The organism is Acidobacteriota bacterium (assembly GCA_022340665.1).
Taxonomy (GTDB): Bacteria; Acidobacteriota; Thermoanaerobaculia; order Thermoanaerobaculales; family Sulfomarinibacteraceae; genus Sulfomarinibacter.
On the sequence record JAJDNM010000013.1, the window covers coordinates 1 to 18,611 of the forward strand.

General features: G+C 59.8%; 17 protein-coding genes. 10 read left to right on the top strand and 7 right to left on the bottom strand.

Annotated elements, in window-relative coordinates; genetic code table 11:
* Positions 1 to 85 precede the first annotated feature (85 nt).
* The 3 genes from LJE93_02200 to LJE93_02210 all read left to right on the top strand — a co-directional run bounded on the left by LJE93_02200 (position 86) and on the right by LJE93_02210 (position 3,693).
* Complete coding sequence (locus tag LJE93_02200) at positions 86 to 1,888, top strand: M14 family metallopeptidase (GenBank protein ID MCG6947713.1); 1,803 nt, start codon at positions 86 to 88, stop codon at positions 1,886 to 1,888.
* The gene (locus LJE93_02205) at positions 1,873 to 2,622 is read left to right on the top strand and encodes a class I SAM-dependent methyltransferase (GenBank protein MCG6947714.1); all 750 of its coding nucleotides are present in this window, start codon (positions 1,873 to 1,875) and stop codon (positions 2,620 to 2,622) included. Before LJE93_02200 ends, LJE93_02205 begins: the two co-directional genes overlap by 16 nt.
* Positions 2,623 to 2,685: 63 nt before the next feature.
* On the top strand, positions 2,686 to 3,693 hold the full coding sequence (locus tag LJE93_02210; protein ID MCG6947715.1) for a peptidylprolyl isomerase: 1,008 nt from the start codon (positions 2,686 to 2,688) through the stop codon (positions 3,691 to 3,693).
* A 40-nt stretch (positions 3,694 to 3,733) separates the two neighbouring features.
* On the opposite strand, the gene LJE93_02215 is transcribed toward LJE93_02210, so the two are convergent.
* Positions 3,734 to 4,501, bottom strand: coding sequence for an alpha/beta hydrolase (locus LJE93_02215; protein ID MCG6947716.1), 768 nt, complete (start codon positions 4,499 to 4,501; stop codon positions 3,734 to 3,736).
* Between the two features lie 314 nt (positions 4,502 to 4,815).
* Between LJE93_02215 and LJE93_02220 the strand changes: the two genes are divergently transcribed.
* The 3 genes from LJE93_02220 (at position 4,816) to LJE93_02230 (ending at position 9,595) form a co-directional block, all read left to right on the top strand.
* Positions 4,816 to 6,855 carry a sodium/solute symporter gene (locus LJE93_02220; protein ID MCG6947717.1) on the top strand — a complete coding sequence of 680 codons (2,040 nt, stop codon included), beginning with the start codon at positions 4,816 to 4,818 and terminating at the stop codon, positions 6,853 to 6,855.
* Between the two features lie 16 nt (positions 6,856 to 6,871).
* Entirely contained in the window at positions 6,872 to 8,113 is a 1,242-nt protein-coding gene (locus LJE93_02225; GenBank protein ID MCG6947718.1) for a hypothetical protein, read from the top strand.
* Positions 8,114 to 8,179: 66 nt separating this feature from the next.
* Positions 8,180 to 9,595 (top strand): Glu/Leu/Phe/Val dehydrogenase, encoded by a 1,416-nt coding sequence (locus tag LJE93_02230; GenBank protein MCG6947719.1) that lies wholly within the window; start codon positions 8,180 to 8,182, stop codon positions 9,593 to 9,595.
* 99 nt (positions 9,596 to 9,694) lie between these two features.
* Here LJE93_02230 and LJE93_02235 read toward each other — a convergent pair whose 3' ends face one another.
* The gene (locus LJE93_02235) at positions 9,695 to 10,303 is read right to left on the bottom strand and encodes a hypothetical protein (GenBank protein MCG6947720.1); all 609 of its coding nucleotides are present in this window, start codon (positions 10,301 to 10,303) and stop codon (positions 9,695 to 9,697) included.
* 314 nt (positions 10,304 to 10,617) lie between these two features.
* On the opposite strand from LJE93_02235, the gene LJE93_02240 reads away from it, so the two are divergent.
* A complete protein-coding gene (locus tag LJE93_02240; protein MCG6947721.1) occupies positions 10,618 to 11,670 on the top strand; it encodes a branched-chain amino acid aminotransferase in 1,053 nt (350 codons plus the stop codon).
* Here LJE93_02240 and LJE93_02245 read toward each other — a convergent pair.
* Both LJE93_02245 and LJE93_02250 read right to left on the bottom strand, forming a co-directional pair.
* Complete coding sequence (locus LJE93_02245; GenBank protein MCG6947722.1) at positions 11,662 to 12,009, bottom strand: STAS domain-containing protein; 348 nt, start codon at positions 12,007 to 12,009, stop codon at positions 11,662 to 11,664. The genes LJE93_02240 and LJE93_02245 overlap by 9 nt on opposite strands.
* 89 nt (positions 12,010 to 12,098) lie before the next feature.
* Entirely contained in the window at positions 12,099 to 12,476 is a 378-nt protein-coding gene (locus tag LJE93_02250) for a hypothetical protein (GenBank protein ID MCG6947723.1), read from the bottom strand.
* A gap of 106 nt (positions 12,477 to 12,582) precedes the next feature.
* On the opposite strand from LJE93_02250, the gene LJE93_02255 reads away from it, so the two are divergent.
* Positions 12,583 to 13,536: a tetratricopeptide repeat protein gene (locus tag LJE93_02255; GenBank protein ID MCG6947724.1), complete on the top strand. Its 954-nt coding sequence runs from the start codon at positions 12,583 to 12,585 to the stop codon at positions 13,534 to 13,536.
* Positions 13,533 to 14,108 (top strand): YqgE/AlgH family protein, encoded by a 576-nt coding sequence (locus LJE93_02260; GenBank protein MCG6947725.1) that lies wholly within the window; start codon positions 13,533 to 13,535, stop codon positions 14,106 to 14,108. Before LJE93_02255 ends, LJE93_02260 begins: the two co-directional genes overlap by 4 nt.
* A gap of 345 nt (positions 14,109 to 14,453) precedes the next feature.
* On the opposite strand, the gene LJE93_02265 is transcribed toward LJE93_02260, so the two are convergent.
* Both LJE93_02265 and LJE93_02270 read right to left on the bottom strand, forming a co-directional pair.
* Positions 14,454 to 15,290 (bottom strand): PEGA domain-containing protein, encoded by an 837-nt coding sequence (locus LJE93_02265; GenBank protein ID MCG6947726.1) that lies wholly within the window; start codon positions 15,288 to 15,290, stop codon positions 14,454 to 14,456.
* A gap of 22 nt (positions 15,291 to 15,312) precedes the next feature.
* The gene (locus LJE93_02270; protein ID MCG6947727.1) at positions 15,313 to 16,218 is read right to left on the bottom strand and encodes a glycosyltransferase family 2 protein; all 906 of its coding nucleotides are present in this window, start codon (positions 16,216 to 16,218) and stop codon (positions 15,313 to 15,315) included.
* A 1,049-nt stretch (positions 16,219 to 17,267) separates the two neighbouring features.
* Between LJE93_02270 and LJE93_02275 the strand changes: the two genes are divergently transcribed.
* Positions 17,268 to 17,654: a hypothetical protein gene (locus LJE93_02275; protein MCG6947728.1), complete on the top strand. Its 387-nt coding sequence runs from the start codon at positions 17,268 to 17,270 to the stop codon at positions 17,652 to 17,654.
* A gap of 25 nt (positions 17,655 to 17,679) precedes the next feature.
* Here the strand turns inward: LJE93_02275 and LJE93_02280 are convergent, their stop codons facing one another.
* On the bottom strand, positions 17,680 to 18,474 hold the full coding sequence (locus LJE93_02280; GenBank protein ID MCG6947729.1) for a TatD family hydrolase: 795 nt from the start codon (positions 18,472 to 18,474) through the stop codon (positions 17,680 to 17,682).
* Between the last annotated feature and the right edge of the window lie 137 nt (positions 18,475 to 18,611).

Sequence of the window (18,611 nt, forward strand, 5' to 3'; positions counted from 1 at the left end):
CTGAGATGCCGCAGGCTCGAGAGCAGCGCTAGCCTCGCGGATATTCGTCGGATAGTCCAGGTCAGGATTCGCTAGAGTGATGACCATGAAAATTACCACCGTTTGCGCCTTGTGTCTGCTTACAGCAACTTCAGCGATTGCGGAAGACGATTTCTCCGATGACTGGCTCACAGTCGCCGAGAAGAGCGAGTTCCGTGCTACCTCGAGCTACGACCAGACGATGGACTATCTCCGTCGATTGGAATTAGCCGCACCCGAATGGATCCGGGTTACCGATTTCGGCCGAACCGGCCAGGGCAGACCGCTTCCGCTGGTGATCGTCTCGTCGGACGGCGCATTTACCCCTGAAACGGCCGCAGCTACCGGAAAGCCGATCCTGCTCATCCAGAGCTGCATTCACGCCGGTGAGGTGGACGGCAAGGACGCCACCCTGATGGTGCTCCGCGACATCGCCCTTGGGCGGAGGCCGGAGCTGGCCAAGGCTGCTGTCACCCTCTTTGCTCCCATCTATAACGCCGACGGTCACGAACATGTCTCGCCCTACAATCGATCGAACCAGAACGGTCCGGTCGAGGGCATGGGCTACAGGGCGAACGCGAGCGGCATCAATCTCAACCGCGATTTCCTGCGCCTGGTGAGCCCCGAGGCAAAAGCTCTGGCGAAGCTGGTCGCCACCTGGAATCCCCATCTCCACGTTGACAACCACGTCACCAACGGTTCTGACCACGCCTGGGTCCTGACCTGGCTGGTCGCCGAGGCACCACAGCTCGCGGCGCCCGTCGATGCCTGGGTCGACAGCCATCTGCCGAAGGTATGGGCCAAGATCGAAACCGACGGCTATCCGAATGGGCCGTACGTCAGCCATGTGTCCCGTTCAGACCCAAGTGCAGGGATGATCTGGGATGTCGCGCAACCCCGGTATTCATCCGGCTACTTTCCCCTCCGCAACCGGGTATCGATCCTGATAGAGATGCACGCTCACAAGCCTTTCAAGGACAGGGTGCTGGCAAATCGGGCATTCATCGATGCTTTGATCGTGGAGGTAGGCGCATCTGGCGACGACCTGGTTCGGGCAGCCCAAACGGCGGACGCTGCGACGGTCGCAAAAGGCGCCGCCGACGCCAAGCCTTCCAAAGTGATCGTGACTTGGGGCGTTGCCGAGAACGGCGAGAAAATCAGGTGGCCGGCCTACGACTGGCAAGTCGTAGACTCGATGGTCACTGGCGGAACTCGCCTGCAGTACCACCCTGGGAAGCTTCACGAAGTCGAGATCGAGTGGCGCCACCTTCCGGTCGCAGAAGTGACCTTGCCGCGACCGCGCGGGTATATCGTGCTCGGCGGCTGGCCACAGATCGAGGAGGTAATACGGGGGCACGGTCTTCGAGCACAGCGAATCGCCAGCGATGTCGAGCTCGACGTAGAAACCGTGCGTCTCTCGAACCCAGAGTTCGCCACTTCCTCTTACCAGGGCGTCGTCATGGTCGAGGATTTCAGTGTTAGCCGGCAGACCGAGCGCCGTCGCATCGAAGCGGGCAGCTTATGGATCCCGGCCAATCAGCCCGCTTTCGAGGTCGCGGTGCAGCTCTTCGAGCCAGAGGCGCCGGACTCGCTGGTTCGCTGGGGAGCTATCTCGTCGCTCTTCGAGCGCAAAATCTATATCGGCAGCGATGTTCTCGAAGAGCTCGCACGCGACATGTTGGCCGACGGGCAGATTCGCCTCGAGTGGGAAAATGCTCTCGAAAATCCAGATTTTGCCGCCAACCCGCGCGCTCGTTACATGTGGTGGTATCAGCGCACGCCGTACTGGGATGAGACGGTGGGCCTGCTTCCGGTCCTGCGGGTGATGAATCCGGTGGATCTCGAGCTCGAAACGTGGCCGCAGCCCTGACTGAAACACAACCATTCGGCAACCAATGGGGACCGCTCGGGCGCGCTCTGCTCGATTTCCACAGGGGCGCCACGGATGCCCGAATCATCGTCCATACCGATCTCTGGCACGACGAGATCACGCCGGTCGCCGAGTTCTACCGCCCGGACCGCCAACCACTGCCGGAGATCGAGCGCGCGGCCCTCGGCCTTTGCCATGGACGGACGCTGGATCTCGGTGCCGGCGCAGGAAGGCACGCTCTCGAGCTGCAACGACGTGGCCTCGAGGTGACGGCGGTCGATGTGTCACCGGAAGCGGTCCACGTGATGCGCGAACGAGGAGTCGAGGACGCCCGACACGGAAACCTGGATGCCGTCGCCGGGGAAGAATTCGGCACGATTCTGCTGCTCATGCACGGGATCGGTCTGGTAGGGACCCTTGGCGGCCTCACCGAATTTTTCGATCGCGCCCGCCGCCACCTCGAAGATGGTGGCCAGGTCATCTTCGACACGGCAGATCTCGGCCTCGTCATGCCCGCTCGATTCGAGGAGGAAATCGACGTATGGCGTTCCGGCGGACCGTACCCGGGCGAGGTTGAGTACCGCCTGTCTTACGAGGGCTTCGAGGGTGAGCCCTACCGATGGTTATTTGTCGACCCCGTGACTCTTGTCGAGTGGGCCGCGGCGGCCGACTGCCACGCCGAAATCGTTGCCAGGGGGAACCGGGGAACCTTTTTGGCCCGCATCACGGCGTAATCAATGGTATGCTTCGCCCTCGCCGAGCGCGGAGCATCGCTGCTCAGCACAGAAAGGTCCCCAATGAAAAACTATTTTCAGATTGCATCCACCCTTGTGATTGCCCTGATCGCCGCGCACCTGCCGGCGGTCGCGCAGGAAGCGGCGACGCCTGCCGGAAACGTCAACCCCGCGGTGCTCGAGGTCAACGGTGAAAAAGTCTACGCCGCCGAGATCAGCATGACCATGCAGAACATCGCTGCCCAGGTCGGCGGTAAGGAGAACGTCGAGGACGAGCAGGCTCTCGTCCAGGCAGCGACCCAACGTGTGGTCGAGCAAACGTTGCTCGCCCAGGAAGCACGCCGCACCAACGTGCAGCCCAACGAACTCCGGCTGGCGCAGATGACCCAGGCGGTCGAGCAACAGGCCGGGGGTCGTGAGTCACTCGAGTCGAACCTCGCTACCTTCGGCATGGATCACGACGGATTCGTGAGCTTTCTTCGCGATCTGGAGCTCACACGCTCGTTGATCGAAAAGCAGATCAGCCCGACGATCCAGGTGTCTGACGAGGAGACCCGTGCGTTCTATGACGAGAACCAGGAACTCTTCCAGGCCCCGGAACAGGTCCACGTACGCCACATTCTTTTCAATGCGCCTCTGACTGCTGACACCGACACCGCCGCCGCGACCCGGGCCAAGGCTGAAGACGCCCGCAAGCGCGCTGTCGCCGGCGAGGATTTTGCCGAGCTCGCGCGCGAGCTCTCGGAGGGACCAAGGGCGTCAGAGGGTGGCGATCTCGGATTCATAGCACAGGGCCAGATCGCGCCCCAGTTCGCGAACGCGGCATTCGCTCTGGAAATTGGTGGTATCTCTCCCGTGGTCCGCACCAACTTCGGCTTCCACGTCATCAAGGCGGAGGAGAAGCGCCCCGCGAGGACCCTGACGTACGACGAGGTTGCGGAACAGGTTCGGGGCCTGCTGATCCAGCAGAAGACCGGCCAGGCCGTCGGCGAGCTCGTCAAGACTCTCGGTGACAAGGCCGAGATCGTGAATCTGGTCGATCCCGAGGCGAACGCTCCGGCACAGCCGTAGGACCGCGCAAATCGTTGCGATCATCCGATTGTTGCGATGATCAACTCGGGCTGATGGCCCTCGTAGCCCAGGTAGCCAACATCGTGCCGATATAGCGCCCATCCTCTGGGTTGCTGCAAAGATGGTCGGCATCACCGACCGAGAGAAAGCTTTTCGGATGCTGAGCGGCAGAGAAGATCTCGACCGCACTCTCGATGTCAACCGTCCGATCCGCCGGAGAGTGGCATATCAGCAAAGCCTTGCCCATTCTCGAGACGGCTTCTCTCATATTGACCGTCTCGAGGTCGTCAACCAGGTCTTTACCGATTCGGATCGATCGTCCCCCAATCACGACCACCGCCTCGCCCGTACCTTCCAAATCCCCTGTTTGGGACCGGAGCCGGCCAGCGAGAATGTTCAAATTGGCGGGCGCTGCAAGTGTCGCCACCGCCACCACCGACGAGATTCGGTGCGCAGCGAGAATCGCGGCCGCACCGCCGAGCGAATGACCAACAAGAACTTTCGGAGCCTCCAGCTCCCCGCCCATGAATTCGGCCGCTGCGACCAGATCATCGACATTCGAAGAAAACGTGGTCTCCGCGAAGTCACCCTCGCTCTCGCCGAGGCCGGTGAAATCAAAGCGCAGAACACCGAACCCTTGGGCGGCGAGTGCCTTCGAGATTCGCACCACGCCCTTGTAGTCCTTGGAACACGTGAAACAGTGGGCGAAGAGAACATAGGCGACCGGTTCTCCCTCGGCCGGCATGTCGAGCAACGCCGCCAACTGATGGCCCGACGCATTATCAAAGGTGATCTTCCTGGTGTGCATTGAACCTCCCGATTGCGCGTTCGCCGAATGATATCGCCCTCGAGCCCGTACCATCCAGGAACCGGGCCGGAAGTGCTCGTTGCCATCCTGCCGGTAAAGCGTATACCGTTGACGTCGCCACGACGAATTCGGGAGGACTGCATTCGCGGTGGATGAGAATCGTTTGACCGATCAATTTGCGAAAACGCGGTCCGGCGTTCCGCCGGACGAACGGGCGGTCGAATTCCTCTCCTCGACCCATGCCGGCGGCATGAAGGCGTCGACCCCGAACCACCGATCATCAGGCACGTGAAACTCGCTCAGAGGGAGACACCATGGGCGTCGGCATCATCGATATTCTGGTCTTCGTCATCTTCGTGGTCGTGGTCATCGGAGTCGGCCTCTGGCAGAGCCGGGGCGAGGAGACCCGTGGTGAGCACGGCGCCCGGGATTACTTCCTCGCCGGGCGCGGTCTCACCTGGTGGCTGGTCGGCTTCTCCCTGATCGCCGCCAACATCTCGACCGAGCAGTTCGTCGGTATGAGCGGCAAGGCGGCCGACTGGCTGGGCATGGCAATCGCCAGCTACGAGTGGATGGCGGCCATCACCCTGGTGGTCGTGGCCTTCCTCTTCGTGCCGACCTTTCTGAGGAGCGGCATCTACACCATCCCCGAGTTCCTCGAGTACCGCTACAACCCTTTCGCCCGCATGGTGATGGCCATCTCTACTCTGGTCATCCTCGTCGGCGTACCGACCGCATCGGTGATCTACTCCGGAGCCAAGGTGATCACCGTCAACTTCCAGGGTCAGGCGCTCTTCGGGCTTGATCTCGGGAGCATAACGGTCGGCTGTTGGATCATCGGTTGCCTGGCGGCGGTCTACGTGTTCGCCGGGGGTCTCAAGGCCTGTGCCTGGGCCGATCTCATACAGGGCACGGCGCTGATCGTAGGCGGGTCGATCATCGCCTACCTCGCCGTGCGCCTGCTCGGACACGCGGATCCCACCGCGCTGGCTGCGACAGCGACGACTTCCGTGAACCCTGCCCAACTGACCGACGCCGGAGCGATCGAGCGCCTTCAGCTGCTCAATGCAGGAAACTGGGAGGTCGGGAAGCTCCACATGGTACGGCCCCCGGAAGATCCCGAGGTTCCGTGGACGGCCCTGGTCGTCGGATTGTGGATCCCGAACTTCTTCTACTGGGGCCTCAACCAGTACATCACCCAGCGAACCCTCGGTTCGAAGTCGCTCGCCGAAGGTCAGCGGGGCGTCGTCTTCGCCGCCTTCCTCAAGCTACTGATTCCCTTCATCGTCGTCATTCCAGGCATCCTCGCCTACAACCTCTTCACCTCGGATCTGGAGACGGCGGCAGTGGTGAAGAACGCCAAGGCTATCGCCACATTCGCTCCGGATCTCTATGTACAGCTCTCCGACGAGGTCAAACCGGACGCCAAAGAAGCGCTCTTCGTCAACGACATCAAGGCCATCGACAGACGACTCGAGGATGCACGAACGAAGGCACCCGACGAAATCACGGTCTTCCGGTTCACCGAGACCTTTGCCGAAAGCCACCCGGCTGACGCAATGCGCATCATTTCCTACAACGCGGGCCAACTCGGCACCGGCGAACCGGCAACCGCACCTGATCCCGCCAGCATTGTCGAGGCCAACGGGGATCTCCTCGGCCGGATGAGCGGCGGCGAGGTGGGCGGTGCGGTCCACGAGCTGGTGTTGCGCGACTACGACGCCGCCTTTCCGGTCCTCATCAAGAACCTTCTGCCGTCCGGCATCGGCCTCAAGGGATTTGTACTGGCGGCAATCTTCGGCGCAGTGGTGAGCTCGCTGGCATCGATGCTTAACTCGTCATCGACGATTTTCGCAATGGATATCTATCGGAAGGTCAAGAAGGAAGCCTCTCAGTTTGAGCTCGTGTCGGTCGGTCGCATCTGCGTTGTCGCCTTTGTCTTCATCGCGATACTGATTGCACCGAGGTTGGACAACCCGAAATTCGGCGGGATTTTCACCTTCATCCAGGAGTTCCAGGGCTTCATCAGCCCCGGCATCCTGTCGATCTTCCTCTTCGGGGTACTCGTGCACCGGGCGCCTCGCGCCTGCGGTACCGTCGGGCTGATCATCAATCCGATTCTCTACGGGGCGCTCAAGTACTTCGCCCCGGACATCGCATTCCTCAACCGCATGGCGATCTGCTTCTTCGTGATCCTCGCGGTGCTGGCGATCATGACTCTTGTCAAACCGTTGCCCGAACCGGTCACCTTGCCCGTCAACCCGACCATGGACATGAGGACCGATCCCCGAACCAAGGTCTTCGGCATCGCGGTGGTCCTGTTGACGCTGACCCTGTACGTCATCTTCTGGTAGGAAGTTGGAGAGTGGAATGACACCCACAGACGTTGATAGGTTCGCAATCGCCGAACTTCGGCGTCTCGCCTCTGAATCGGGCCTGGACATCGAAGGAGGTCTGGTGCGCCGTTCGTCCTCCCGCTTCTGCTTCGGCGTCGAGCACGGCGATTACAACGGCACAGAGCTCTTCGGCGTTGGCACCGACCGCTTCATCTGGCTGGCCTTCAAGCCCAATGACAGCGGGCGGGTGCGCCTGCTGAGCGGCAACTTCCCGGGAGACGGGATTATCTCGTTCACTCCAGGGGTGGTGCCTGAACCACGGGCCCCCGAGATAGCGGACACCTGGGGCCGCTTCCCCTTCGGTGTGGACCATGTTCTCAGGCGCGAGGCCATCGAGCTGTCGAACGGCGCCGATATCGTGCTGTACGGCAACATCCCCGGCGGCGGAATGTCGCGCTCCGCGTCGGTCACCCTGAACCTCATTTTGACGCTGCTCGACATCAACCACGTCAAGATCGACGATCCCCTTCGCATCGTTGACCTCGCGCAGGCCGTCGAAACCGATTACATCGGTTCACCGTGCGGTCAGCTCGACCAGGTCATGATCCTCTTCGCCAAGGAGGGCATGGGAACTCATTACATCCCCCGAGATCGATCAATCAGCTACCTGCCCTTGGGCGAAGACACAGAAGATTTTCGAATCGTCGGGCTCGACACGGGCACTGTGCGGCCGGGCCTGGAGAAATCGACCTACTCGGTCCGCCGTGCGGAATGCGACGAGTTCGCCGAAATGCTCGGTCCTGAGTTCGCGATTACCCTCCTCGCTGACGTGAAGTCCCCCGATCTCTACCAGCGAATCCTCGACATGTACGGAAATACCCACCCAGACCACTGCGATCGATTGACCTACATCTTCGAGGCTCAGCAACGATTCGAGACCATGCTCGACGCCTGGAAGGCCGGAGACATCGAGTCGGTCGGACGGGTCTTTCGCGAGGACGGTATCGGATTGAGAGATCTCTACAGGATTTCCGGTCCGGAGTTGGAAACCATGTGCGATATCGCGCGCACCGTCCCCGGCGTGCTCGGTGAACGCATGCTCGGCGGCGGAGACAAAGGCGCCGCCGGCGCCCTCGTCCGCACAGACTGCGTGGGGACCCTCGAAGAAGCCGTATGCACAGGCTATCGGCGAAGCCACCCCGAATACGCCGATGCCTTCGCGGTTCATTCCTGCAGGATTGTCGATGGGATCACGGTGCTCGAAGAGAGGATTTGATCGAGTCCGTCCCGTCCTTCCGCCTGCTATGATTCTTCCTTCGAGCGCAGATTACGGAGGACTGAAATGAACGCTCCTACCGGTTTTTACAGCCAGGTGAACGTCAATTTCGATCGCGCGGCGGCACTGACCGGCCACTCACCTGGCATGCTCAGCCAGATCAAAGAGATCAATAACGTGATCCGCTTCACGTTCCCGATCGAACGCGACAGCGGCAAGATCGAGGTACTGCATGCCTGGAGGGCCGAGCACAGCCATCACATGCTGCCTACGAAGGGAGGTGTCCGCTACGCCGCGATGGTCAACGAGGACGAGATCAAGGCGTTGGCGGCGCTCATGACCTACAAGTGCGCGATCGTCGACGTACCCTTCGGCGGAGCAAAGGGCGGGATCAAGATATCGGCCCACGAGTATTCTGAGGACGAGCTCGAGCGGATCACCCGCCGCTTTACCTTCGAGCTGTTCAAAAAGAACTTCATCGGTCCGGGACTCGACGTGCCGTCTCCCGACTACGCCACCAGCTCCCGGGAGATGGGCTGGATCGCCGACACCTACATTACGCTCGCCCCCCAGGACATCAACGGCCTCGGATGCGTCACTGCAAAACCCATCCAGCAGGGAGGCATCCAGGGTCGCACCGAAGCCACCGGTCGTGGGGTCTTCTACGCCCTTCGCGAAATCTGCAGCCGGGGCCGCGACATGCGGCCGCTCGATCTCATCCCGGGGCTGGAGGGCAAGAGGGTCGTCGTACAGGGTCTCGGCAACGTCGGCTACCACGCCGCCAAGTTCCTGCAGGAAGAGGGCGGCGCAAAAATTGTCGGTTTGATCGAGTACGAGGGTGCCATATCGGCACCCGGCGGCATGCGTGTGGAGGAGGTCATGGCGCATCGCCGGGAAACTGGCGCCCTGCTCGGGTTTCCGGGAGCCCAGGATCTCGACCAACGGGACCAGGGCCTCGAGCTCGAATGCGACATCCTGGTGCCGGCCGCGCTCGAACACGCAATTACAATGGACAACGCTCCACAGATCAAGGCCAAGATCATTGCCGAGGCCGCCAACGGCCCGGTGACGTCCGAAGCGAGCGAGTATCTGCACGAGCGCGGGGTCATGGTGATCCCGGACGCCTACATCAACGCGGGGGGGGTGACTGTCTCCTACTTCGAGTGGCTCAAAAACCTCCAGCACGTCCGCCTCGGTCGGATGGAAAAGCGATTCGAAGAAAAAGCGGCGAGACAGTTCCTCGCCGCCATCGAACAGGCCACCGGCTCGTCATTCAGCGAATCCGAAATCAACGATTTCGCTCGCGGACCGGACGAGATCGACCTCGTCAACTCGGGCCTCGAAGAAACCATGATCAAGGCTTACAACGAGATCCGTGAACTCAGCGAACGCCATCAGGGTATCGATCTCCGGACCGCCTCGATGATCAGCGCGATCAACAAGATCGCGGCGGTCTACAAGCACAGGGGGCTGTTCCCCTAGCCCGCCCAAGTTTCGAGTCGTTCGCGATGCGGGAAAGTAGAGGGGAAAAGGGGAAAACACCCCCTTTTCTCCTTTTCAGAGTAATCAAAAGGGCGAGTTCTATTCCCCGAGCTCGAACGGGATCCGGATCTCGCTCTCCTTCTGGTCGATTCCGAGGACCCATCTCCCCGCCTGGATTCCACCTTTGACGTTGAAGAACAAGCGCCCGAAGCAACCGCGTCGGTCAGACACGGTCACCTCGTCGAACGAGACACCACCGCCCGGCTCGACAAAGAACTGAACGAAACACTCTTCGCGGCTCGGCGGAAAGTAGTCGAGCGGGTCCCGGTTGACGTTTGCCTTGGAAATGACCGGCCGCAGCGAGCCGTACACCTCGTTGAACTCACTCTGGGTCGCCAGCCGCACCCGGGTTCCATCCGGGGCACGGAGGAACACATCGTCACGGGTCACCTTTGCGCTCTGACCGTTCGGCGAACTCAGACCGACCTCGAGAATCATCCACTCATCACCGATCTGGGAGTTGGCGAACCTGTAGCCGAGCACAGTCCAGAGCTCCGGTCCGTATTGCTTGAGCACGTAGCGGCCCATCCGCTCGACACCCGGGGTATCCGTGGGGACGGTGGAGGAGCAGCTGGTGAGAATCATGGCCAGGCTGGCAATCGCCAGAGCCGCAACTAAGGACTTGGATCTGATTGATATCGATTTCATGGTTTCCCCTTTCATTTCCGACTCTGTGTAATGCAAGGTCGATGCCAAATCGTTACACAATCTCGTCCGGACCACCAACCCTTTTTGTCTCCTGTCGATGACACTCTATCCAAATCCGGTGGCACTTATTCTTGCTCAGCAGACGAGATTGGTCCAACTTTCGTGTGCTCTGGCCATTTGAACGTAGGACCGGCCGGTAGCGCAAAGACCTCCGGAACGGGTATCCTGTCCCCCGGGTGTCGGCGCCCGGCGATCGCAGCAGTCGCCGCGACGAACTCACAAATCATCGATGTGTCCCCAGAATGGAGGATTGAATGGCCAAACCGCGGTACTACTTCTCGGGAGAGCGTGACACGGCCGACCTCGAATTCTCGAGTCTCGGTTTCGACTACCTCGCTTGCCCCTACCGTTTCGAGGCTGTTTTCGAACACGGGATCTGGCGCGTCCGAGGAATCGTCGAAGACAACACGATGCACGTCCCCGAAGGTAGCCAATGCCTTCACTACGGCCAACAACTCTTCGAGGGCATGAAGGTACAGCGGGCCGCTGACGGAAGGATCTTTGCGTTTCGTCCGGCGGACAACTCTCGCCGGCTCAACGAGGGTGCACGCTACCTCAAGGGCCCGGAGGTCCCGGAAGAGCTGTTCCTTCGCGGAATCGAGGAGGTAGTTGCGGCAAATCACCCGTATGTTCCGCCGCACGGCAGCGGCGCGGCTCTCTACCTGCGGCCGTTCTACGCGGGGATCGGTGACAACGTCGGCGTCAAGCCGGCAAAAGACTATGTCTTCCGCGTTTTCGTCACCCCAGTCGGGCCGTACTATAAGGGCGGATTCGGATCCGAGCAGGGTAAATCGTTCATGGTCAGCCGCTATGATCGCGCGGCCCCGCACGGAACCGGACACATCAAGGCGGGTGGCAACTATGCAGCCTCGTTTTATCCGGGGTCGGAGGCGAAAGAACGCGGCTTCGTCGACGCCATTTACCTCGATCCGATCGAACACCGATTCATCGAAGAGATCGGAGCCGCCAACTTCCTAGCTTTCAAGAACGATGCACTCATCACCCCGGATTCCCCGAGCATCCTGCGCTCAGTCACCCGCATGTCGCTGATGAAGATCGCTTCCGAAATTTTCGGCTGGCCTACCGAGGAACGGAAAATCTCGATCGACGAGCTCGACGACATTTCGGCCGCTGCCTGCTGTGGCACTGCTGCGGTTCTGTGCTGGGTTTCACGAATCGTCGACGGTGAACGAAGCTGGGACTTTGGCTTCGACGAGAGATGGCAGAACCTCTATGACGCCTTGGTCGGTATTCAGACTGCCACCCAAGATGACCCTTTCGGGTGGCTTCACGAGATATCAGTTTGACGCCTGGAGATCCCTGATCGCCTCGTCCCGATCTTCAAAAATCGAAAATATCTCGTCGAGTCTCGTCAAGCGCAGGAGGCTGAGAATTCTGCTATGAGGCCTGAGAAGCGCCATCCGCCTGCCCTCCTTCTCGAATCGCTGCAGATAACCCACGAGCTCTCCTAGACCGGTTGAATCGACGTTGTCGATCCCGGACATGTCCACCAGCACCGCAGGCACTCCCGAGTCCAGGAGCTCCTTGAGGTAGGAGGAGAATTGCCGCGCGGACTCTCCAAAGTTGATGACCCCGCGGACTTCGACCACGGTGACGCCGTTCTCTTCAGACCGTTCAATCTCCATCGGTGGTCTCCTCGTCTGCAGCGCCCATTGTAGGGGCGGCCCGAACACCAAGGCAAGGGGTTCGGCCACCACCACGTCCGTAGCCGACCTCACGAATTGACGGCCTCCAGGGCGCTCCGCCTTTCCTCCGCGATCACCTCGACGAGCAGGCAGTCTTCCTGTTCCAATTCGGGGAGCAGTTCGGGCGCGGAATTGAGAATCACGACGTCGAGATAGCGCTCTCTCGGTATCGCCCCGGCGACGGTTTCCGAAACCAGGTTGAGGGCGGCTCGCAAGGACCCGAGGGCCGCCGGATTCAGCCACGCGAATAGCACCAGCCCTGGGCCGTGGCCGCTCTCGGGCACCTCGACTTCTGCCAGGTAGGCGAAGGCGAGATCCGGACAACTTCCTAGGCTGGTCTGCAGTTTCTCCAGATTGGCCTGCCCAAAAGGTTCGTCCGGCCGGGATATTCGGATCTCCTCGTTCATGGTTACCCGGGAATTCTACCTTTCACCTCTCCAAACCCCAATCCCCACCATCCAACGCGTGAGCGTGGTCATGGACTGCGGCGGCGATCCGGGATAGGTTGTGGCCGTGAGGATCTCGAGGCAACTCGCTGCGCTATCAGCCAGCCTTCTGATTGGCGGCGCGGTCGTCGCAGAGGACTTCGAGGCCACCCTCGAACGCGCCCGTCAGGCCGCCGTCGAACACCATTACGAAGAGGCGATCGAGCTTCTCGTGCCGTTCCGATCGGTCCGGGAACCGGAGATTCAGTACATCGTCGCAGCCGAATCGGGCCGAGCATTCTTTCATCTGGGGCGGTACCAGGAGGCCCACAGCGCCTTCCGGCAGGCGGTGCGTCTTTTCCCGACGAGAGTCGAATCCGCGATCTACCTCCTGGCGACCTCCTACCTGCTTGACGACCGGGACCAGGCCTATGAGATTCTGAGGGCGATCCTCGACAGCGGTGCTCGCGACCTGTATTTGGTGATGACACTCCCAGGCGAACGTCGATTCGCAGCCGATCCGGATGTCCAGGCCATCATCGAGGAATTCACGGTACCTCTCGAAATCAACACTGATGCGGCGCAGATCCTGGGAGTCCAGCTCGGCGATGACCGGGCCACCGTCGTCGAAACGACCGGCGCACGTTCCTCGGACCCGAGTGCTTCCACGCTGACCGCGGCCGCCGGTCCGGCTCTCATTTGGGGGTTCGTCTTCGACGCCAATCAGCAGCTCGAGGAAGTTGTCGTCCAGGCCGAAAACCTGCTCCGGTACACGCCATATCGGCTCCGCCTTGGTGATGATCTGACCTGGATGGCAACGCCTGCCGCCGCCATCGCTGCGTGGGGAGCGCCTGACCAGTCCAGCCCCCCATCAGAGGAAGGCATTTCGATGACCTGGGAACGTTCGGGCTCTCGGATAATCGTCGATTTCGGCCTGCCCCGCGACCCGCGACCGAAGGGAACCTCCGAAGGCTCGGCAATGATCAAAATGATTCGGCTAGAGCGTCTGAACCTGGAATCCGCTGGTAGGATAGCGGAATGAACGAACCCACCCAGTCTCTTGCAGGCCACCTGCTCATCGCCATGCCGAATCTCGCCGATCCGAATTTCTGGCAGTCCGTGGTGCTGCTCGGCGTGCACTCGAACGATGAGGGGGCGTTCGGCCTGGTCGTCAACCGCTCCCTTGATATCGACCTTCAGGAGATCCTGGAGGAGCTTGGAGAGGAAGTCGCGCCCGGCGAGCTGCCGGGAGTGTTGGGGGGAGGACCGGTGCAACCGAACCACGGATTCGTTCTCTTCGAACGGGGCCTGCATGAGGCAGGAGATGACGAAATCACCGTCTCCGACTCGATCGTCCTCTCCGGCAACACCGAAACGCTGGCTCGCCTGACCCGCCGTACCGACGGCACCCGATATTTCCTGCTACTCGGTTATGCGGGATGGCATCCGGGCCAGCTGGAGCGAGAGATCGAGGAAAACTCCTGGGTTGTCGCTCCGCTCGACACCTCGATCCTCTTCGATGTTCCTGTCGAAGAGCGCTGGGCCGCCGCCCTGAAGTCAATCGGTATCGATCCAGGCACTCTGGTTGACGGCGGATCGACCGAACCGAGCTAGCGCAATCCTGTCCACCTTGCCGTGCGACGTGGACAGAATTGCAGTAAAAAAACCCGGCCGCGCTCGGCCGGGCTGATATTGAAGCGGGAGGGTCGGTTCAGCCAAAAAGGTAGGATCAAGACGATAGGAAAACTTGGCTGGCCTAAAAGGTTGGCCTTTTAAAGGTTGGTTTCAAGGTGGTCAGCGTCCCCGGACCCCTCCCATTCTCAGTTGATAATTCATCGTACCATCGGGTCGTCTCATTGTCCAGTCTAGTCCCCGGTACAGTTGAAGTTACCGCATCTCCTACCGCCAGCAGCCACAAAAAGTCCGGCCCGGCATCCGGGCATGAGTGTGCTTTTGCGCTCATTCTTCGGACAACGAGATTTCCAACTCAAGCACCTCACCCGGCTCGAGTGAAACGTCCCTCACAAACTCGACATGCCCGGGCGCGCGCACCACCAATCTGTGAGCGCCAGCGCCGGTCGCCAACGGTTTCTCCATCGACTGCAACTCTCTGGCCGTCGCCACAAATACACCATCAATCAAGACGGAGGCGGAATCTGGACTGACGTGCAACCGCAGGGACGCGCCAATCGCAAGGTCGGGCTCGCCGATCGTCTCCGCCGAAAGATCGAGGTCTCGTCTGAGTTTGGGATCGGGAGCAGAATCCCTCCTCGGAACGATTTCCGGGGGCGAGTCGGATTTCGGTGCAAATACACGCTGAAACGGCTTGCCCTTGCCGAAGGTCTTCTCACGTTCATCAGCTGCGGACTTCCCCCGCTCCAGCCGATGTTTGAGATCGAAACGACATCCGGCTGTCGCGTCCAGATCGACAGCGACAGTGCTGTAGCCTTCGTACCGTATTTCGAGCCTGTATTTTCCGGGCTCGAGGTAAAGATAGCCTGGCCATCCATCGAAATATTTCGCCCGACCCACAAAACGTCCGTCGAGGTGGACCCTCGCGGATTTCGGACGAATATCGAGCGAAACGACTGCCAGACCCGGTCCGGGCGGCAGGTTCTCAGGAACGGGAGGACCGGTCCAGTAGGTCCCAACCGGAGTGCAGGGGAGCATCACCGTGCTCGGGTCGATCGCCTCCGAGGAAATATTGGCGGGTCGCTCGGCAGAGTTGGCGCCAACCGTGCCAACCACGGCAACGAGGAGCGCGACGAGCGCTTCCAGAAATCTTCGTGACTTCATGGACCACCTCCTCTTGTCGCAGTTAATGCAATCCCTCTGCCAGACCCTCCCGATAGCATTCGTCGAGGAATTTTTGATAGATGGCTCGAGGCAGAACGCCTTCGTGCCTTTCACCGAGTTCTATCAGACGGCGCCAGCAAACGCGTCGCTGACGACCGAAGAACGCCTTTCGATGCCAACGATGCAACCCTAGAAAATCACCGAGCTCGGGATGCAGCTCGGCAAAAATCCTTGCGGATCGACCTGATGTCCTCTGGCGGCTACAAAACGTCCGCGGCTGAATACAGTGGCTGTGGACGGTGCGCGCTCTGGGGTTGTACCTGATTCTCAGGCCGTTGCGGACCGCACGATATGCGAACTCGATGTCCTCCCACGCGGCTGCAGGGAAATCCTCTCGGAAACCTCCGGCCTCGATCAGCAGGCATCGCGGCACCGAGATGTTCGATGTATAGAAAAAGTTGAACGGGACGTCGGACGGCTCTTCGATCAGGAGATAACCGAACTGAGCTCCGTACTCATTGATGAAACGCAGGAACGGGCTATCGATGTCGGGCGCAAAAGAGGTGTAGCCGAGCACGGCCAGCAGCGAGTTTTCGCCAAATAGCCGGTGCTCTTCGATGTGAGTGGCCAGCCAACCCGCTTGCGGATGGGTATCGTCTCCGAGAAAGCAAACCAGGTCACCTGTGGCTGCCTCGACTCCTCGGTTTCTGGCGACCGCTGGGCCCGAGTTCGGCTGCCGAATGGTATGGACATCCGTGGTATCGCTCAGGAATTGCAGCCAACTTTCCGTACCATCCGAGGAACCGTCGTCGACCACGATGACCTCCAGCTCGACGTGTGGAGGACACCACTGGTCGTGCAGGGCGGTAACCACCTTTTGCAGCTCAGCGAGCCGGTTGTAGGTCGGGATAACAACTGAAATCCGCATCAACCGCCTGCCGGAGGGATCGGCGGTGGAGGCGCAATCCGATCCTCGATCGTTGATCGATGGACGGGCTGCAACCTCACATCAGCCATTTCTTCCGCCGGGCCCGATCACCTATCGCGATCAATCCTTTCCCGAATATCAGCGTCCCAACAAAGATACAATCGGTCAATTGAGATACCACCTCCGGAGATTTCACCGCCAGCACCAACCGACAGCGAATCCGACCGTAGCACGAACGCAACGTCCGCGCGAATACTCGCACCCATAGCTCGCCAGAATGTCGTGCAATTGTCTCGAGCGAGGATCCGCCTGCAAATCCGCCAAACAGAACCAGTTGGTGCGCGAGACGGTCGCCATTTCGGCGTTGAACGCGCTCAGCCTCGTTACCCTATCCTTTGAACATCGCCGTCCGGATCTACAGGAGCAAACGCTCGGCAATCTTCAACCGCTACACGCCTGATCATGACGCCAAACCTCCAACACACTTCACACGTCTTCTGCCCGTCTGAATCTGGCCATCCCTCATAAAGGCACCGTCCACGGATCGATTTCTGTATTGCCTTGCCCATCAGCTTTCCTTTTGACTATCTCCCGATGAATTCAACAGCTAGGCTTCATCCCTTCGGCCAATTCGATACAGAGGGGCTATGGTTTTAGGTCGTCCTCTCACTTTTGAACATTTCTCCAATCAGCGATCAACGGGAGCCCTATCGAGCGACCAATCACGAAGTCAACTGCCCAATCGAAAATTTCACAGAATCTTGCTAAATGCTTTTATTACAACATTTAAATATGACATTGGCGATTTCTGACAATTTATGATCCATCTATTCAACGGTTAGTCAAAAGCAATCCCCAGATGATTTTTTTGACAATATCGGAGTCTGCAAGCAATCTGCTCACGCATTGGAAATCCACAATATCTTCAGAGTTGTCACCCCAAAGTGTACCTATCGAGATGCGAAATAATCGCCAATTTCCTCGAAAAAACTGTTGACTCTCACGTCGAAAAACCATATTCTGGCCCTAATCTCCTAAGGAGGTGCTCGATGGCGTTCGAAAAATACATCCCGCCCCAAACCTCTGGCCTCCGGCCAAGAGCGACGATTCGCCCAAGCGGTTTGATCTCATTCGATGCCGCGGCCGTCGAAGCGTTTGGCCTGGATTCGGCACCATATGCAGTGCTTTATTTCGACAAAACGCGAAAAATGGTGGGCGTGGCGATCACTACCAACGAGAATGAAGACGGCGCGTTGAAGTTGTCGCGTCGGCGTCGGTCGGTGAGCCTCAAAGCGCCACAGTTTTTCGATTTATACGGGCTCTCTTTTGACGAGGCACAGCGATTCGACGTTGGCCTCGACCCCGATTCGAAGATGTTGACGATCAGCCTGAAGAACGTCCAACGACGTCGCGGTCGACGGCCGAAAAAGATCTGATAGACCTCAGCGGCGGCGATCGACCTCAACCAGGCCAGTCATCGCCAACGCCAAAGAGTCGACGAAAGCCGGTCGAGGAGGTTAAAGCGACTTCCTCGACCGGCTTTTTCCATTCCTCTGCCAGTCTTTCGCCGACGTAGGACACGAAGGCCGGCTCGTTGCGGCGACCTCGATGGGGCACCGGGGCGAGAAAGGGGCTGTCGGTCTCAACGAGTACGCGTTCGGCCTCGAGAACTGCCACCATCTCCCTGATATTATCAGCCGCCTTGAAGGTCACCATCCCGGAGATGCCTATCCAGAGGCCCAGCTCGAGAACGCGGAGTGCCCGTTCCGGGCTTTCGGTGAATGAATGGCACACACCCCGAATCCGGCCGTTGCGTTCGTTCAGCATTTCGAACAAGTCCGTCCAGGATTCGCGATTGTGCACGACCACCGGGAGATCGACCTCGATGGCCAGATCGAGCTGCCACGCGAACGCGGCAATCTGATTTTCCCGCGGAGAATTCATGTAGTGGTAGTCGAGCCCGATCTCGCCAACGGCAACTACACCGGGCCGCGAGCATGCGGACGTGATTCGACGTTTCAACGAAGCATTCAGGGAGGCCGCTTCGTGAGGATGAACACCCACAGCCGCGACTATCCTCTCGGCATGTTGCTCGGCCAGGGCGAGCGTCGGTTCGAGATCTTCTACGCAAGTCGCCGGGGTGAGGACACCATGAACGTTGTTTTTGGCTGCCCGGTCAAGGAGTCCTTGCAGTTCTTCCGGCTCGAACATCGTCAAATGCGCGTGAGAATCGATCCATATCGGTGCTTCACTCATGAAACGAGTCTAACCCACAAACCGGCAAGGCAAGGGCAGACTCTCAACTCACCGACAGCAGCGATTTGTAGCCATTGCCGAGGGGGTCGCAGACCCTGCCCAGGTCGGGCCGGAGAGGTGGGGCGAGAGGTCCCACG

What these genes read in the sequence shown, in the direction of transcription:
- LJE93_02245 (MCG6947722.1), bottom strand. Translation starts at nt 12,009, where the DNA reads ATGGAGATTGAACGGTCTGAAGAGAACGGCGTCACCGTGGTCGAAGTC.
- LJE93_02200 (MCG6947713.1), top strand. Translation starts at nt 86, where the DNA reads ATGAAAATTACCACCGTTTGCGCCTTGTGTCTGCTTACAGCAACTTCA.
- LJE93_02250 (MCG6947723.1), bottom strand. Translation starts at nt 12,476, where the DNA reads ATGAACGAGGAGATCCGAATATCCCGGCCGGACGAACCTTTTGGGCAG.
- LJE93_02225 (MCG6947718.1), top strand. Translation starts at nt 6,872, where the DNA reads ATGACACCCACAGACGTTGATAGGTTCGCAATCGCCGAACTTCGGCGT.
- LJE93_02260 (MCG6947725.1), top strand. Translation starts at nt 13,533, where the DNA reads ATGAACGAACCCACCCAGTCTCTTGCAGGCCACCTGCTCATCGCCATG.
- LJE93_02235 (MCG6947720.1), bottom strand. Translation starts at nt 10,303, where the DNA reads ATGAAATCGATATCAATCAGATCCAAGTCCTTAGTTGCGGCTCTGGCG.
- LJE93_02220 (MCG6947717.1), top strand. Translation starts at nt 4,816, where the DNA reads ATGGGCGTCGGCATCATCGATATTCTGGTCTTCGTCATCTTCGTGGTC.
- LJE93_02280 (MCG6947729.1), bottom strand. Translation starts at nt 18,474, where the DNA reads ATGAGTGAAGCACCGATATGGATCGATTCTCACGCGCATTTGACGATG.
- LJE93_02275 (MCG6947728.1), top strand. Translation starts at nt 17,268, where the DNA reads ATGGCGTTCGAAAAATACATCCCGCCCCAAACCTCTGGCCTCCGGCCA.
- LJE93_02270 (MCG6947727.1), bottom strand. Translation starts at nt 16,218, where the DNA reads ATGCGGATTTCAGTTGTTATCCCGACCTACAACCGGCTCGCTGAGCTG.
- LJE93_02215 (MCG6947716.1), bottom strand. Translation starts at nt 4,501, where the DNA reads ATGCACACCAGGAAGATCACCTTTGATAATGCGTCGGGCCATCAGTTG.
- LJE93_02210 (MCG6947715.1), top strand. Translation starts at nt 2,686, where the DNA reads ATGAAAAACTATTTTCAGATTGCATCCACCCTTGTGATTGCCCTGATC.
- LJE93_02230 (MCG6947719.1), top strand. Translation starts at nt 8,180, where the DNA reads ATGAACGCTCCTACCGGTTTTTACAGCCAGGTGAACGTCAATTTCGAT.
- LJE93_02240 (MCG6947721.1), top strand. Translation starts at nt 10,618, where the DNA reads ATGGCCAAACCGCGGTACTACTTCTCGGGAGAGCGTGACACGGCCGAC.
- LJE93_02265 (MCG6947726.1), bottom strand. Translation starts at nt 15,290, where the DNA reads ATGAAGTCACGAAGATTTCTGGAAGCGCTCGTCGCGCTCCTCGTTGCC.